Raw genomic sequence first — 15906 nt, forward strand, 5'->3', positions numbered from 1 at the left:
GCCCCGCCCTAGAACAGCTTGCCGCCCGGCGGCACCTCTGCGTCGGGGACGACGAGGACGACGCGCCCGTCCGCGTCGGGTACACCCAGCGTCAGAACCTCCGACATGAACGGGCCAATCTGCCGCGGCGGAAAGTTCACCACCGCGAGCACCAGCCGTCCCTCGAGACTCTCCCGCCCATAACGCGCGGTGAGCTGCGCCGACGACGTCTTGACCCCCAGCTCGGCGCCGAAATCGATCTGCAGCTTGTAGGCGGGCTTGCGCGCCTCGGGAAACGGATCGGCGCGGAGGATCCGTCCGACGCGAATGTCGACGCGCTCGAAGTCCGCGAAGCCAATCATCGGCGCGCACTATATCAGCACACCTCGGCCGTTCAACGGGTACGTCGCTTGCGTCATTTCGAGCGATGGCCCGCGGCCGGGCGCGCGTGGGGTGCTCGGGGTGGCAGTACAAACACTGGCGCGGCGATTTCTATCCTGCCGCCGTCCCGCAGGCGCGATGGTTCGAGTACTACGCGGAGCGGTTCGACACGGTCGAGATCAACAACAGCTTCTATCGTCTGCCCGAAAGGGGGACGTTCGCGGCATGGGCGCGGCGCGCGCCGCCGGGATTCGTGTTCTCGGTGAAGGCGAGCCGCTTCCTCACCCACATGAAGAAGCTGAAGGATCCCGAAGAACCGATCGAACGTTTGTTCTCCCGGATGGAGGCGCTCGGCGCGCATCTCGGGCCGGTGCTGTATCAGTTGCCGCCGGGGTGGACGGTGAACGTCGAACGCTTTGCCGGCTTTCTCGACGCGCTTCCGCGCGGGATCCGGCACGTCGTCGAGTTCCGCGACCCGACGTGGTACGACGCCGGGATCCGGCGGCTGATGCACGCGCATGGCGTGGCGCTGTGCCTGCACGACATGCCCGGATCGGCTACCGGCAGGCTGTCCACGTCGCCGTTCGTCTACGTGCGGTTTCATGGATCCGGGCAGAAGTACGGCGGCGGATATTCCCCCGCCCGGCTGCACGGCTGGGCGGAGTGGCTGAACGCCCGGCGCGACGAGGGTTGCGACGTGTATGCGTATTTCAACAACGATGTGGGCGGCCATGCGCCGCGTGACGCGATGACGCTGCGCCGCGCGCTGGAGGAGACGGCATGAAGAGGTTTGCGCTTGGACTGACGGCGGGGCTCGGGGCGGCGCTGGTGGCGACGCGGCTGGCGCGCGCGCGCCACGCGATCTCGTTCCAGGGGCGCGTCGTCGTCATCACCGGCGGCTCGCGCGGGCTGGGCCTGGTGCTGGCGCGGCTGTTCGTCGACGAGGGGGCGCGCGTGGTGCTGCTGGCCCGCGACCTCGCCGAGCTGGAGCGGGCGCGCGAGGACCTGGAGTCGCGAGGCGGCGAGGTGATGACGCTGCGCTGCGACGTCCGCCGGCGCGCCGACGTCCGAGCCGCGATCGACACGGTGCTCGACGCCTGGCGCACCGTGGACGTGCTGATCAACAACGCCGGCATCATCCAGGTGGGGCCGCTCGAGCACATGGATCACGAGGACTTCGAGAATGCGATGGCGACCCACTTCTGGGGACCGCTGCATCTCATTCTCGAAGTCACGCCGGTGATGCGCCACCGCCGCTTCGGGCGCATCGTGAACATCTCGTCGATCGGCGGGCGCATCGCGGTACCGCACATGGCGCCCTACACCGCCAGCAAGTTCGCCCTGGTCGGGCTGTCGGACGGCATCCGCGCCGAGCTCGATCCGTACGGCATCCGCGTCACGACGGTGGCCCCGGGCCTCATGCGGACGGGCTCGCCGGTCAACGCCCAGTTCAAGGGGAGGCACGAAGCCGAGTACGCCTGGTTCAAGGTCTCCAGCTCGCTGCCCGGCATCACCATTGCCGCGGAGCGCGCCGCGCGCAAGATTCTCGAGGCTTGCCGCTACGGCGACCCGGCGCTCACCATCACGCCGCAGGCGAAGCTCGCCGCCGCGGCCAATGCGGTGGTTCCGAACACCTTCGCGCGCGCGACGATGCTCGCCACGCGCGTGCTGCCGGCGGGAACCGGATTGGAAGGGAACACCGCCAAGAAGGGGTTCGAGAGCGAGGCGAAGTCGAAGTGGACGCCGTCGGTCGTGACCAGGCTCGCCGATCAGGCGGCGATGGCGAACAACGAAATATAGGGCGGGTGCCGGCCACCCGGCGCCGGTTCAGGGCTTCAACACGACCTTGATGCAGCCGTCTTCCTTGTCGCGGAACGTCTTGTACGCCTCCGGCGCCTCTTCCAGCCGGAGCCGGTGGGTGATCACGTAGGACGGATCGATTTCGCCGCGCTGGATCCGGTCCATCAGGATCGGAAGGTAGCGGTGCACGTGCGTCTGGCCCATCTTCAGCGTCAGGCCCTTCGAGAACGCCGCGCCGAACGGCATCTTGTCCAGGTAGCCGCCGTAGACGCCGGGGATCGACACCGTCCCTCCCTTGCGGCAGCAGTGGATTGCCTGCCTCAGCGCCGAGATCCGGTCGGTCGCGAGCATCATCGAGGTCTTCGCCTTGTCGTACCAGTCGCCGATCGTGTTGCCGTGCGCTTCGAGGCCGACGGCGTCGATGCAGGCGTCCGGGCCGCGGCCGCCGGTCATGTCCTGCAGCGCCTCGAACACGTTGGTCTGCGTCAGGTCGATCACGTCCGCCTTGCCGCGGTCGGCCGCCATCATCAGGCGTTCCGGCTCGCGGTCGATGGCGATGACGCGGCCGGCGCCGAGCAGCCACGCCGAGGCGATGCAGAACTGCCCGACCGGGCCGCAGCCCCACACCGCGATCGTGTCGCCCGGCGCGATGCCGCAGTTCTCCGCCGCCATGTAGCCGGTGGGGAAGATGTCGCTGAGGAACAGCACCTGCTCGTCGCTGAGCCCGTCCGGAACTTTATAGGGGCCGACGTCGCCGAACGGCACGCGGACGTACTCCGCCTGCCCGCCGGCGTAGCCCCCCATCATGTGCGAGTAGCCGAACAGCCCGGATCCCGAATGCCCGTAGGCTTCCTCGAGCATCCAGGCGTTCGGGTTCGAGTTGTCGCACGCCGAGGTGAGGCCGCGCTCGCAGAAATAGCAGTGGCCGCACGCGATCGTGAAGGGGACGACGACGCGATCCCCTTTCTCGAGGCGCGTGTTCTCGGGCCCGACGTCGACGACCTCGCCCATGAACTCGTGTCCGAGGATGTCGCCGCGCTTCATCGTCGGGATGAAGCCGTCGAGCAGGTGGAGATCGGAGCCGCAGATCGCGGTGAGCGTCACCTTCACGATGGCGTCGCGCGGATTCAGGATCTGCGGATCCGGAACCCGCGCCATCCGTACGTCATTCGTGCCGTACCAGCAGAGTGCTTTCATCCGCGCGGCTGACCCGACGTGGTCGGCACCTCGCCCGCTTCGACGAGCTGCTTGAAGCGGCGCAGGTCTTCGCGGATCTCGGTTTCGGCGTCGCGGCCGAACAGTCGCGCGACGGCGGCCCCGACCTTGCCTCCAGGCGGGCTGTACTGCAGGTGCACGGTGACGCGCGTGCCGCGGCCGCCGGCCGCCTCGTCGAAGTTCACCGACCCGGCGCTGATCACATCCGACCCCTCGAGCGAGCGCCAGGCGATCAACTGATTCGGCACCTCGTTGTAGACCTCGGCGTCCCATTCGACCGACATCCCGGCGGGCCCCTTGGCGCGCCAATGGGAGATCGTCTCGGTGACCTTCTCCACGCCCTCGAGATGGCGCATGAAGCGCGGCAGGTTCTCGAGGTTGCGCCAGAAGCGGTACAGCTCGGCGATCGGCCGGTTGATCGTCACGCTCTCGAGCACGTTCACGCCGCGCGAGCCGCGGAGCGCCGCGCGCGTGTCGTCCGGATTGGCGGCGGTGTTCATCCCCAGCGCTTCGTAGACGTCGCAGTGCGCGCTGACGCCGCGCCGCAGCAGCAGCGCCCCGAGCCCGGCGTGCAGCCAGCCGTTGCGCTTCAGGCGGGTGAGGCCGTAGACCGCGAGCCCCGCGCCGGCGGCGATCGACGCCCAGCGCTCGATTTCACTGAGGTTGCGATCCGATCGCGCGCGCGCCTCGCGCGCGTCGTCGGGGAATGTCAGCTCCATGTTCATGTGCGTTCGCTCTCCTTTGTCATCTGCGTCCGGTGCCGGCGGTCGGCGTCCACGACGGCGAGTCGCTCGCCGGAAACGATTCGTCGGAGGTCTCGTGGACGATGTCGTGCGCGCGCCAGCCGCGGTCGCGCAGCACGGTGTTGGTCCAGTGGCGCGCCACGGCGAAGTCGTGCCGCCCCATCGCGGCGCGGACGGTGACGACGGCGCCAAGGGTGGCGAGGAGACCGCCGCCAAACCCGCCGCGGCGCGCGCCGACCATGGTGAGGGCGGTGCCCCACGCGGCGGCGATCCACCGTTCCCGGTCGTAGGGGGATGCGGTCTGCCGATCCCAGACGTTGTCGGGCCCACGGGCGACCATCAGGTTGCGGGAAGTTTCAGCCATAACGGGACCGTCGGCTGCACAACGCGTACCCGGCGTAGATACAATGCCGCGCATGAAGGTGCTTCTGACCGCTGTCTTCGTTGCAGGCACGGCTGTGCTCATGGCTCAGTCGGATCAGCTCGCCCCGCCGAAGCCCGGCGACGGCGCGCGGTTCGACGTGCTGATCCGCGGCGCCAGGGTCATGGATGGGTCGGGCAATCCATGGCTGCGCGCCGATGTGGGCATCACCGGCGATCGCATTACCGCTGTCGGTACGCTGACAGCCGCCACCGCCACGCGCGTCATCGACGCCGGCGACCGCATCCTCGCGCCGGGTTTCATCGACGTGCACTCGCACGCCGCCGAAGGCCTCACCCGGCCGGCGCTGCACCAGGCACAGCCGCTCATCGCGCAGGGGATCACCACCCTCGTCGTGAATCCGGATGGCGGCGGGCCGGTCGACCTTGCCGCGCAGCGCGCGGCGATCGAGCAGGCGCGGCCTGGACCGAACGTGGCGCTGTTGATCGGACACGGGTCCGTGCGCCGCACGGTGATGAAGGAGTCGCGCGCGGAGCCGGCCGCCGCCGAGCTGCAGCAGATGAAGGATCTGGTGCGGCGCGGCATGCAGGAAGGCGCCTTCGGGCTGTCCTCGGGCCTCTTCTATGTCCCCGGCAGCTTCGCGAAGACGGAAGAGGTCATCGAGCTCACGAAGGTCGCCGCGGAGTTCGGCGGCCTCTATACCAGCCACGTGCGCGACGAGGGGAACTACGACGCCGGCGTCCGCGCCTCGGTCGCCGAGGTGATCCGCATCGCAGAAGAGGCGCGCACCATCGGCGTCGTGAGCCACATGAAGGCGCTGGGGAAGGACAGCTGGGGACTCGGCCCGGCGCTGATCAAAGACATGGAAGAGGCGCGCGCGCGCGGCGTGCAGGTGTTCGCGGATCAGTATCCCTACGAGGCATCGTCGACGAATTTACGCGCCGCCCTGGCGCCGGGCGGCGTCGAGCCGACTGAGGCGGTGGTCACCGAGAACCTGCGCCGCCGCAACGGTCCCGACGCGGTGCTGATCGCGCAGTTCGCCGAAGACCGCACGCTCGCCGGCAAGACGCTGACGGAGATCGCCAGGCTGAAGGGGATCTCCCCGGTCCAGGCGGCGATCGCGATGATCCGCGCGGGCGGCGCCTCGATCGTGTCGTTCAACATGTCCGAGCCGGACATCGAGGCAATCATGAAGGCGCCGTTCACGATGGCCTCCAGCGACGGCGGCCTGCCGACGCCGGGCGTCGGCCAGCCGCACCCGCGCGACTATGGCGCGTTCGCGCGCCGGCTCGCCGTCTACGTCCGCGAGCGCAAGGTGGTGCCGCTCGAGTTCGCCATCCGTTCGATGACCAGCCTGCCGGCCGCGGTGTTCGGGATTCCGGACCGCGGCGCGATCCGGCCAGGTGCGATTGCCGACGTCGTGATCTTCGATCCCGCGCGCGTGCGCGACGCCGCCACCTATACGGCGCCGCAGGCGCTCGCGGAGGGGATGTCGGACGTGCTGGTCAACGGCGTGCCCGTCCTGCTCGACGGGAGGTTCACCGACGCGTCCCCCGGCCGGGTTCTGAAGAAGGGACTGCGGTAGACGCGCGTTGGATCCGGCGCGCCTCTACCCGCTGAACGACGCGCCGGTCCGTGCCGAACGCGGCAGCGTCCTTTATTGGATGACGAGCGCGCGGCGGCTCGGCTACAACTTCGCGCTCGAGCGCGCCGTGGCTCATGCCGTGGCGCTGCGCAAGCCGCTCGTCGTGTTCGAGGCGCTGCGGTGCGGGTACACCCACGCCAGCGATCGGCTGCACGCGTTCGTCATGGAGGGAATGGCGGAGCATGCGGCCGCGCTGCAGAAAGGTCCGGTCCGCTACTACCCGTACGTGGAGCCTGCGGCGGGGGCCGCATCGGGGCTGCTGGCCGCCCTCGCGCGCGGCGCGTGCCTTGTCGTCACCGACTGGTATCCCGCGTACTTCCTTCCGCGGATGACGGCGGCGGCGGCGAGCCGCATCGATTGCCGCATGGAGGCGGTGGACGGCAACGGCCTGCTGCCCGTCGGTCTCGCGGCTCGCGCGGTGCCGATGGCGCACGGGTTTCGCGCGCACCTGCAGAGGCAGCTGCGCGGGCAACTGCAGCAATGGCCGGCGCGCGATCCACTCGCTGCCCTGCCGCGGCGGCGGAAGGCGGCGGTTGCCGGCGGGATCCTCGAACGCTGGCCGGCCGCAACCGGAGCCTCGCTGTCGCATCGCGCGCTGGCCGGGCTTCCGATCGATCACCGGGTGCCGCCGGTGGCGGTCCGCGGCGGCACGGCGGCGGCTCGCGTCCGCCTGCGCGCGTTCCTGAGCGGCGGCTTGTCGCGCTACGCGGCGGACCACCACCAGCCCGAGCGTGACGCGACGAGCCGGCTGTCGCCGTGGCTGCATTTCGGCCACATCTCCGCGCACGAGATCTTCGAGGGGGTGATGTCGCGGGAGCGATGGACGTCGCGGAAGCTGGCGGCGGGCGCGCGCGGCGCGCGTGAAGGGTGGTGGCACGTCAGCAGGTCGGCGGAGTCGTTTCTCGACGAGCTGATTACGTGGCGCGAGCTGGCGTTCAACACCTGCGCCTTCGTGCCGGGCTGCGACCGCTACGCGTCGCTGCCGGCGTGGGCGCGGCGCACGCTCGACGCGCACCGTGCCGATCCGCGCGTGTACGTGTATTCGCTGGCGCAGTTCGAAGCGGCCGCGACGCACGATCCGCTCTGGAACGCCGCCCAGCGCCAGCTCGTCCGCGAGGGGTGGTTCCACGGCTACATGCGGATGCTGTGGGGGAAGAAGATCCTCGAATGGACGCGGACGCCGGAAGACGCGCTGGCGGTGATGGGCGAGCTGATGAACCGCTACTCGCTCGACGGGCGCGATCCGAACTCGTGGGCGGGGTTCGGGTGGGTGCTGGGCCGGTACGATCGTCCGTGGCCGGAGCGGGAGGTGTTCGGCCAGGTGCGCTACATGTCGTCCGCGAACACGGCCCGCAAACTGTCCGTCCGGGGGTATCTGTCGCGCTACGCCTGAAAAAGGGGACTGTCCCCGTTTCCGGCGCTGCGCGTTTTCCCGAGGAAAATGGCTGCCTCCGCCGCCGGAAACGGGGACAGTCCCCGTTTTTTGCCGCTTGCCATCCCGACCGGCCCCGTGTTAAGCTCTCCATCCGGATGAACGGATGGAATACGGCAGGGCGCACGTGACGCACGCGGCGATCTTCGACGACCTCACCACGCTCGCGGACGCCACCCGCGGACGGATGCTGCTCGTCCTCGAGCGCAACGAACTCACCGTCAGCGAGCTCTGCGCCGTGCTCCAGCTCCCGCAGTCCACCGTCAGCCGCCACCTCAAGACCCTGGCGGACGCGAGCTGGGTGTCGTCGCGCCGGGACGGCACCAGCCGCTACTACACGCTGGCGCTGGACGAGCGGGACGCGCACACCCGGCGCCTCTGGTCGCTGCTGCGCGAACAGATTGCCGGCACGCCGGGGGCGGATCAGGATGCCCGCCGCCTCAAGGGCGTGCTCGGGCGGCGGCAGACCAAGTCCGAGGAGTTCTTCGCGTCCGCCGCAGGGCAGTGGGATCGGCTGCGCCGCGATCTGTTCGGCGGCGCCTCGGCGCTCCATGCGCTTCCCGCCTTGATCGATCCGGCGTGGACGGTCGGGGATCTCGGCTGCGGCACCGGCGAGACCACCGCCGCCCTCGCGCCGTTCGTCACCAGAACGATCGCGGTCGATCGCAGCGGCGAGATGCTGCAGGCGGCGCGCCGGCGGCTCCATGGCCTGCCGGGCGTCGACGTCCGCCGCGGCGAGCTCGAGGCGCTGCCGGTCGCGGACCGGGAGCTGGACGCCGCGATCATGCTCCTGGTGCTGCACCACGTGCCGGATCCGGCCGCGGTGCTCGCCGAGGCCGCGCGGACGCTGAAGCCGGGCGGCCGTTTCGTCGTGTGCGACATGCTGCCGCACGACCACGAAGAGTACAAGCAGCAGATGGGGCACGTGTGGCTCGGATTCGGCGACGATCAGATCCGCCGCCTGCTCGCCGCCGCGGGATTCAGCGATGTCCGCATCGTCCCGCTGCCCGTGGATCCGCAGGCCAAGGGCCCGGCATTGTTCGTAGCGTCAGCAGTTCGCAGTACTAACTAACCGCGCCCGGCACGCCGGGCGGTTCGAAGGAGAGACGATGGCCACCGCAGTTCAGGAGCTACACGCGTTCGACGCGGCCCGCAAGGCCGGCCGCGTTCCATTCAAGGTCAAGGATCTCGGCCTCGCCGAGTTCGGCCGCAAGGAAATCCGCCTCGCCGAGCACGAGATGCCCGGGTTGATGGCGCTCCGCGCGCGCTACGCCGCGAAGAAGCCGCTCGCCGGCGCCAAGGTCATGGGCAGCCTGCACATGACGGTGCAGACCGCCGTCCTGATCGAGACGCTCACGGAGCTCGGCGCCGATGTCCGCTGGGTCTCCTGCAACATCTTCTCGACCCAGGACCACGCCGCGGCCGCCGTCGTCGTCGGCCGGCCCGAGACGGGCGGGACGGCGGAGACTCCCAAGGGCACGCCGGTGTTCGCGTGGAAGGGTGAGACGCTCGAAGAGTACTGGTGGTGCACGAGCGAGGCGCTGCTGTGGCCGGACGGCTCGGGCCCGACCCAGATCGTGGACGACGGCGGCGACGCGACGCTGCTGTTGCACAAGGGGGTCGAGTACGAGAAGGCCGGCAAGGTCCCCGCGTTCGATCCGGACAAGGAGCCGGAAGAGTGGGGCGTCATCCTCGAGCTGCTGCGCCAGGAGCTGAAGGGGAACCCGCAGCGCTGGACGAAGGTCGCGAAGGACATGAAGGGGGTCAGCGAGGAAACGACCACCGGCGTGCACCGCCTCTACGAGATGATGAAGGCCGGCACGCTGCTGTTCCCGGCGATCAACGTCAACGACTCGGTGACCAAGAGCAAGTTCGACAACATCTACGGCTGCCGCCACTCGCTGATCGACGGCCTGAACCGGGCGACCGACGTGATGATGGGCGGCAAGGTCGCGGTCGTCGCCGGCTTCGGCGAGGTCGGCAAGGGCTGCGCGCAGGCGCTGCGCGGGCAGGGCTGCCGCGTGATCGTCGCCGAGATCGATCCGATCTGCGCGCTGCAGGCGGCGATGGAGGGCTACGAGGTCAAGCCGATCGAGGACGTGGTCGAGACCGCGGACATCTTCGTGACCGCGACCGGCAACCTGAACATCATCACCGTCGACATGATGGCGCGGATGAAGCACAACGCGATCATCGGCAACATCGGCCACTTCGACAACGAGATCGACATGGCCGGCCTGAAGAAGCGCGGCGTCGAGCGGATCGAGATCAAGCCGCAGTACGACGAGTTCCGCTTCCCGAGCGGCAAGAGCGTCCTGATCCTCGCCGAGGGACGCCTGCTGAACCTGGGCTGCGCGACCGGGCATCCGTCATTCGTGATGTCGGCGTCGTTCACCAATCAGGTGATCGCGCAGCTGGAGCTGCACCAGCACAACGACAAGTATGAGAACAAGGTGTACATCCTGCCGAAGCACCTCGACGAAGAGGTGGCCCGGCTGCACCTGGATCACCTCGGCGTGAAGCTCACCAAGCTCACCCCCGAGCAGGCCGCCTACATCGGCGTCCCGGTCGAGGGACCGTACAAGCCGGAGCACTACCGGTACTAGTCACACACCGAGCCGCGCCGGCGGCTCGCCAGAGAGTCCCCAGAGGACACGAAGACCACAAAGAGAAATCTTTGTGGTCTTTTTCTTTGAGCGCCGTTCTTCGCGGGCCTTGTGAGCTTCGTGGTCGCAGTGCCGGGGCGTGAGCCCGCGGGCCGCGGGAGCATACAATCCCCCGATGCGCACTTTTCGTCCTCTCGCGACGATTGCCGTCCTCGCGATAGCCGTTTCTTCCTCGCCGCGCGCGCAGCAGTCCGTCGACCGGCGCGGCGCGGTTCCGAGCAGAGTCGAGGGACAGGCGGACGTCGCCGCGACGCTGCGCGCGCAGATCGACCGCATCTACACTGAGAACGCGTATGCCGCGCCGCGGTTCGGGCCGGCGCGCTGGCTGCCTGACGCGACCGCCTACGCGATCGTCGAGCGCCGCGACGGCGGCGCAGAGATCGCGCGCTACGACGCCGCCACCGGCGCGAGAAGCGTCCTCGCCGCCACGAAGCTCGACGTCGACGATTACGCATGGTCGGCGGACGGCCGCCGGCTGCTGATCTTCACCAACACCCGCAAGGTCTGGCGCCAGAACACGCGCGGCGACTACTGGGTGTTCGACGTCGCCTCCGGCGCGGGCGCGGCCAGAAAGCTGGGCGGCGCCGCGCCGGACGCGTCGCTGATGTTCGCGCGCTTCTCGCCGGATGCGACGCGAGTCGCCTACGTCCGACAGAACAACATCTACGTGGAGCGGATCGACAGCGGCGCGATCGTGCAACTGACGAAGGACGGGACCGTCCCTCCCGGCGGGGCCGCGTGGGCGCCCGCGACCGCCGGCACCATCGTCAACGGCACCTCCGACTGGGTGAACGAGGAGGAGCTGGACATCCGCGACGGCTTCCGCTGGAGTCCAGACGGCCGCCGGATTGCCTACTGGCAATTCGACACTACCGGCGTCCAGAACTTCACGCTGATCGACGACACCTCTGCGCTGTATCCGACGACCACGGTGTTCGCGTACCCGAAGCCGGGCACGACGAACTCGGCGGTGCGTGTCGGCGTCGTCGCGGCGGACGGCGGAACGACGACGTGGATGAAAGCGCCGGGCGATCCGCGAAACACCTACATCGCCAGTCTCGCGTGGATCGATGCGTCGACGGTGGCGATGCAGCAGCTGAACCGGCTGCAGACGCAGAACGACTACCTGCTGGCGGACGCCGCGTCAGGAAACGTGACGCGCGTCTTTCGCGATGCCGCCCCGGCGACGGTCGGCGGCTGGGTCGACGTGCAATCCGACGTGACGTGGATCGACGAGGGACGCGCGTTCCTGTGGCTCAGCGAGCGCGACGGCTGGCGGCATCTCTATCGGGTCTCGCGCGCCGGCGACGCGACGCTGCTGACCGACGTCGCGGCCGACGTGATCGATCTCGCCGGCGTCGATGCGACGTCGGCCTACTTCCGCGCCTCGCCGTCGAACGCCACGCAGCGCTATCTGTTCCGGGTGCCGCTCGACGGATCCGCGCCGCCGCGCCGGGTGACGCCCGAGAGCGTGCCCGGCTGGCACGACTACACGTTTGCGCCGGGCGGCAGGATGGCGTTCCACACCTATTCGTCCTTCCAGCGGCCCGCGATGATGGAGGTCGTGTCGCTTCCGGACCACCGGTCGCTGCGTCGCCTGCTGGACCCCTCCGTCGTCGAACGCAAGGTCGCGGGCGCCTTCGGCCAGCAGACGGAGTTCCTGACCGTGGCCGTTGCCGACGGGATCACGCTCGACGGCTGGATGATCCGGCCCGGGTCGTTCGATCCCTCGAAGAAGCACCCCGTGATCGTGTTCGTCTACGGCGAGCCCGCCTCGCAGACGGTGACGGATGCATGGAGCAGCGGACGGATGTTTCCGCGCGCGCTCGCCGACGCCGGCTACGTCGTCGTCAGCTTCGACAACCGCGGCACGCCGGCGCCGAAAGGGGCGGCGTGGCGGAAGGTCATCTACGGCGCCGTCGGGGTGATGTCGGCACAGGATCAGGCGGCGGCGATCAAGGCGCTCGCCGTGTCGCATCCTTACATCGATCTCTCCCGCGTCGGCATCTGGGGATGGAGCGGCGGCGGCTCGAACACGCTCAACGCGATGTTCCGGCATCCGGACCTCTACACGGTCGGGGCGTCGGTCGCGCCGGTTCCCGATCAGCGGCTCTACGACACGATCTACCAGGAGCGGTACATGGGCGTGCCGGAGCAGAACGCCGAAGGCTACCAGGCCGGCTCGCCGATCAACTTCGCCGAAAACCTGAAAGGGCACCTGCTGATCGTGCACGGCTCGGGGGACGACAACGTGCACTATCAGGGCACCGAGCGGCTGGTGAACAAGCTGATCGAGCTGGGGAAGCCGTTCGACCTGATGGTCTATCCGAACCGATCACATTCGATCTCGGAAGGCGCCGGGACCACGGCCCACGTCTATCAGCTGATCGGGCGGTATTTCGTCACGCATCTGCCGCCCGGCCCGCGCTAGCGACGGCCGCATGTGGACGAGGCGGCCACTTGATCTCTCGATCCGCTCGATCGATGGCCGCGGGAGCGCTTCGATCGAGCGCGTTCCGGAGATCACCAGCGCGCGGGACGTGACGTGTTCGAGGCGGCCGAAGCGGCGACCAGTGGCGCATTGAGAAATCGCACCAGCGGCATGAGGGCCTTGAAGGTCGCGACGAGCGTCGGATAGAACTCCTCGCTATAGGCCAGCGCGGCCGGGAATTCGGCGCCCCCGTAGAACTGCCGGAACTTCAGGAACTCCGCCGCGGGATGATCGCCCGCATAGCCGCGCGGCACGCGCGACATCCTCTCGCCCGACAGTTCGTCGAAGCGCGTCCGGAACGCGGCCGCGCGGGTAATCGATCTGATGTCCGGCCAGGTTCCCGCGATGTGCTCGCGGAGCTGAACCAGCTCGGGCGGCTCCGGCCGCCACATCCCGCCGCCGATCCACACCCAGCCGCCGGCGATCTCGAAGTAGAGCCCGGCTCCTTGCGGCTTCGGCAGGTGACGCGAGCGGAAGACCGCCGCCGCGTGCGTCTTGAGCGGCTTCTTGTCGCCGCTGAACCGCGTGTCGCGGTAGATCCTGAAGAGCGAGTGCTTCGGCGACGCGATCAGCTCGGGGGCGAACGACCGGAAATCGCCGGCCAGCCGCTCCACCACCGCGATCATCGGCTGACGCACGTGCGCCTCGTACTGGTCCTTGCGCGCCTTGAACCACTCGCGATTGTTGTTGCGCTTCAGCGAGCGCAGAAAGCTGACTGACTTGCTGGTGAACGGACTGCTGACACGACCCACGGGTAACGCTCCGGCACGAAGATCACGAAGAACACAAAGAACACAAGAACACAAGAACACAAGAACACGCAGATCGCAGAGAACACGGAGATCACACAGAACACGAAGAGCTGAAGACATCATATTGCTGTTTGTGACCTTCGTGGTCATTGTGCCGGAGCGTGGCCGTCGGCCGCGGCTCACGGCTGGAGCTTGAACTGTTGTCGTATCCACGCGAGTCGATCGACGCGTGCCTGGTACGTCAGCTCGTGGCCGGCGTTCGGGTAGATCTTGACCGTCTTGGGTTCCTTCGCTGCCTCCGCCTGCGCCGTGGCCGATTCGTTCTTGACGTGTTCGTCGCGCGTCCCGAACTGCAGCAGCACCGGCCGCGGCGCGATCTTCAGCAGGTGGGCGATCGGATCGAGCGGCGCGAGCCTGGCGACGAAGGCCTCGCGCTCCGCGCCTTCGCGTTTCGGCGTGTAGAGATACCAGTCGGTGAACGAGCTCGTCCCCGCCGCGTAGGCGAAGTGCGTGACGCGGGGATCGTCGGCCACCGCGAGCGCGCCCCACATCGCCCCGAAGTCGTGCCCGACGACGGCGATCCGGGTACGGTCGAGGCCGGGCTGGGCGAGGAGAACGTCGAGCGCGCGCTTCACGTTCTTCGTCATCTGCACCGTGAACTCGTAGTCCTTCGCGCTGTCGCGCGTGGCGAACCAGCGCTCCTTGCTCCACGGCGTATCGACGAGCAGGGACACGACGCCGGACTGCGCGAGCTCGACCGCCTCGGGCAGGTACTGCGTGCGGTTCGAGGTCGGGTCGGGCGGGCCGTACCAGTGCAGGAAGAGGATCGCGGGCCGTCCTGCGGCTCGGCCAGTGGGTCCGCTGGCGGCGGGCGTCACCAGCGTTGCGGCGTTGCGCGTGCCGTCGGGTTGCGCGTAGGTGAGCTGCTGGACGTTGACCTTCGCGGCGTCGAGCTTCACATCGATCGGATTCGCTTGCAGCAGGAGCGCCGCCGACGCGATCAGGATTGCGTTCATGGCGGGATCGTATCAGCGGTCAGCGCGCCGGGATAAAGCGTGTGACGGCCACCCGGGCAATCCTGATCGGTGCTGGTTGCGGCGACTCCTGGTTTCGCGTTTCCTCGTGTCCTCCAGTCGTGACGGCTTTGCTGGTCGGCCATGATCGGAAGTACTCTGCGACAGATGCGCGAACGAATGCTCAGCTTGCTGGCGCTGGCGGTCACTTTCGCCGCGATCGTCTCCGCCGAAGACTGGCCGCAGTTCCGCGGTCCGTCCGGACAGGGACTCTCGACGGAAACCGGGCTTCCGGTCGAGTGGAGCGAAACGAAGAACGTCGCGTGGAAAGTGCCGGTACCGGGCCGCGGCTGGTCGTCGCCCGTCGTCGCCGGCGGCCGCGTGTGGTTGACGACGGCTGTCACCGTGCAGCGCGAGACGTCGCTGCGCCTGCGTGCCTTCGACGTCGAGAGCGGCAGGCAGATGCTGGACGTCGAGGTCTTCCGCTTCCGCGGCACCGATCTGCTCAACGCGAAGAACAGCCACGCATCGCCGACGCCGATCCTCGAGGGGGACCGGGTGTACGTGCACTTCGGCGCGCAGGGAACCGCCGCCGTGTCGACGTCCGGGGCCGTGCTCTGGAAGACCAGGCTGACGTACGAATCCCAGCATGGCAACGGCGGATCGCCGGAGCTCGCGGGGGATCTGCTGATCGTGAACTGCGACGGCTTCGACCAGGCGTTCGTCGCCGCGCTCGACAAGGCAACGGGGAAGGTGCGGTGGCGGCGCGATCGTCGCGAGCCGCACTCGCAGGCGTACTCGACGCCGCTCGCGATCCGCGCCGGCGGGGGCGAGCAGGTCATCAGCGTCGGCGCGTTCACCGCGTCTGCGCTCGAGCCGCAGACCGGCAAGGAGCTCTGGCGGGTGTCGTATCCGGAGGGGTACAGCAACGTCCCGCGCCCGGTGTTCGGCGCCGGCCTGGTCTTCATCGCCACCGGGTTCAACCAGCCCGCGCTGCTCGCGGTCCGTCCCGACGGCAGCGGCGACGTGACCAGGACGCACGTCGCGTGGACGCTGACCCGCGGCGCGCCGCTCACCCCGTCGCCGATCGTGGTGGAGAACGAGCTGTACGCCGTGTCGGACAACGGCATCGCAACCGCCGTCGACGCCCGCACCGGACAGGTGCGCTGGCAGCAGCGGCTCGGCAACTCGTTCTCGGCCTCGCCGGTGTTTGCCGACGGCCGCCTCCACTTCCTGGACGAAGACGGACGCACCACCGTGCTGAAGCCAGGGACGAACGCGGCGCCCCTCGCCGTGAACACCCTCGAGGGCGGGACGCTCGCGTCGATGGCGGTGTCGGGGCGATCGTTTTTCATCCGCAGCGCCACGCATCTCTACCGGATTGCGGTGCGCTGATCCGCGGTCAGC

At 68.8% G+C, this 15906-nt stretch carries 14 protein-coding genes; 8 read left to right on the forward strand and 6 right to left on the reverse strand.

Annotated features, from left to right (window positions below; genetic code table 11):
- Positions 1–8: 8 nt before the first annotated feature.
- The gene (locus VFK57_03900) at positions 9–341 is read right to left on the reverse strand and encodes a tRNA-binding protein (GenBank protein ID HET7694826.1); all 333 of its coding nucleotides are present in this window, start codon (positions 339–341) and stop codon (positions 9–11) included.
- Between the two features lie 65 nt (positions 342–406).
- Between VFK57_03900 and VFK57_03905 the strand changes: the two genes are divergently transcribed.
- Entirely contained in the window at positions 407–1144 is a 738-nt protein-coding gene (locus VFK57_03905) for a DUF72 domain-containing protein (GenBank protein HET7694827.1), read from the forward strand.
- A complete protein-coding gene (locus VFK57_03910; GenBank protein HET7694828.1) occupies positions 1141–2160 on the forward strand; it encodes an SDR family oxidoreductase in 1020 nt (339 codons plus the stop codon). The genes VFK57_03905 and VFK57_03910 overlap by 4 nt, the downstream gene beginning before the upstream one ends.
- 27 nt (positions 2161–2187) lie before the next feature.
- On the opposite strand, the gene VFK57_03915 is transcribed toward VFK57_03910, so the two are convergent.
- The 3 genes from VFK57_03915 to VFK57_03925 are packed head-to-tail and all read right to left on the reverse strand — an operon-like array spanning position 2188 to position 4482.
- Positions 2188–3318, reverse strand: a complete 1131-nt coding sequence (locus VFK57_03915; protein HET7694829.1) for a zinc-dependent alcohol dehydrogenase — start codon at positions 3316–3318, stop codon at positions 2188–2190.
- Positions 3319–3353: 35 nt separating this feature from the next.
- Complete coding sequence (locus tag VFK57_03920; GenBank protein ID HET7694830.1) at positions 3354–4100, reverse strand: SRPBCC family protein; 747 nt, start codon at positions 4098–4100, stop codon at positions 3354–3356.
- Between the two features lie 19 nt (positions 4101–4119).
- Positions 4120–4482 (reverse strand): hypothetical protein, encoded by a 363-nt coding sequence (locus VFK57_03925; GenBank protein HET7694831.1) that lies wholly within the window; start codon positions 4480–4482, stop codon positions 4120–4122.
- A 52-nt stretch (positions 4483–4534) separates the two neighbouring features.
- Between VFK57_03925 and VFK57_03930 the strand changes: the two genes are divergently transcribed.
- The 5 genes from VFK57_03930 to VFK57_03950 all read left to right on the forward strand — a co-directional run bounded on the left by VFK57_03930 (position 4535) and on the right by VFK57_03950 (position 12674).
- Positions 4535–6085, forward strand: a complete 1551-nt coding sequence (locus tag VFK57_03930; protein HET7694832.1) for a D-aminoacylase — start codon at positions 4535–4537, stop codon at positions 6083–6085.
- Positions 6086–6092: 7 nt separating this feature from the next.
- Positions 6093–7538, forward strand: a complete 1446-nt coding sequence (locus VFK57_03935; protein ID HET7694833.1) for a hypothetical protein — start codon at positions 6093–6095, stop codon at positions 7536–7538.
- A gap of 145 nt (positions 7539–7683) precedes the next feature.
- Positions 7684–8649: a metalloregulator ArsR/SmtB family transcription factor gene (locus VFK57_03940; protein HET7694834.1), complete on the forward strand. Its 966-nt coding sequence runs from the start codon at positions 7684–7686 to the stop codon at positions 8647–8649.
- Positions 8650–8686: 37 nt separating this feature from the next.
- Complete coding sequence (gene ahcY / locus VFK57_03945; protein HET7694835.1) at positions 8687–10183, forward strand: adenosylhomocysteinase; 1497 nt, start codon at positions 8687–8689, stop codon at positions 10181–10183.
- Positions 10184–10358: 175 nt separating this feature from the next.
- Positions 10359–12674: a S9 family peptidase gene (locus tag VFK57_03950; protein HET7694836.1), complete on the forward strand. Its 2316-nt coding sequence runs from the start codon at positions 10359–10361 to the stop codon at positions 12672–12674.
- Between the two features lie 92 nt (positions 12675–12766).
- On the opposite strand, the gene VFK57_03955 is transcribed toward VFK57_03950, so the two are convergent.
- Both VFK57_03955 and VFK57_03960 read right to left on the reverse strand, forming a co-directional pair.
- Positions 12767–13486 (reverse strand): DUF2461 domain-containing protein, encoded by a 720-nt coding sequence (locus VFK57_03955; GenBank protein HET7694837.1) that lies wholly within the window; start codon positions 13484–13486, stop codon positions 12767–12769.
- 179 nt (positions 13487–13665) lie between these two features.
- Positions 13666–14502 carry a prolyl oligopeptidase family serine peptidase gene (locus VFK57_03960; protein HET7694838.1) on the reverse strand — a complete coding sequence of 279 codons (837 nt, stop codon included), beginning with the start codon at positions 14500–14502 and terminating at the stop codon, positions 13666–13668.
- Between the two features lie 165 nt (positions 14503–14667).
- Here VFK57_03960 and VFK57_03965 point away from each other — a divergent pair, with 165 nt between their 5' ends.
- Positions 14668–15894, forward strand: a complete 1227-nt coding sequence (locus VFK57_03965; GenBank protein ID HET7694839.1) for a PQQ-binding-like beta-propeller repeat protein — start codon at positions 14668–14670, stop codon at positions 15892–15894.
- The last annotated feature ends 12 nt before the right edge of the window (positions 15895–15906 follow it).

The organism is Vicinamibacterales bacterium, from assembly GCA_035699745.1.
Lineage (GTDB): Bacteria > Acidobacteriota > Vicinamibacteria > Vicinamibacterales > 2-12-FULL-66-21 > JAICSD01.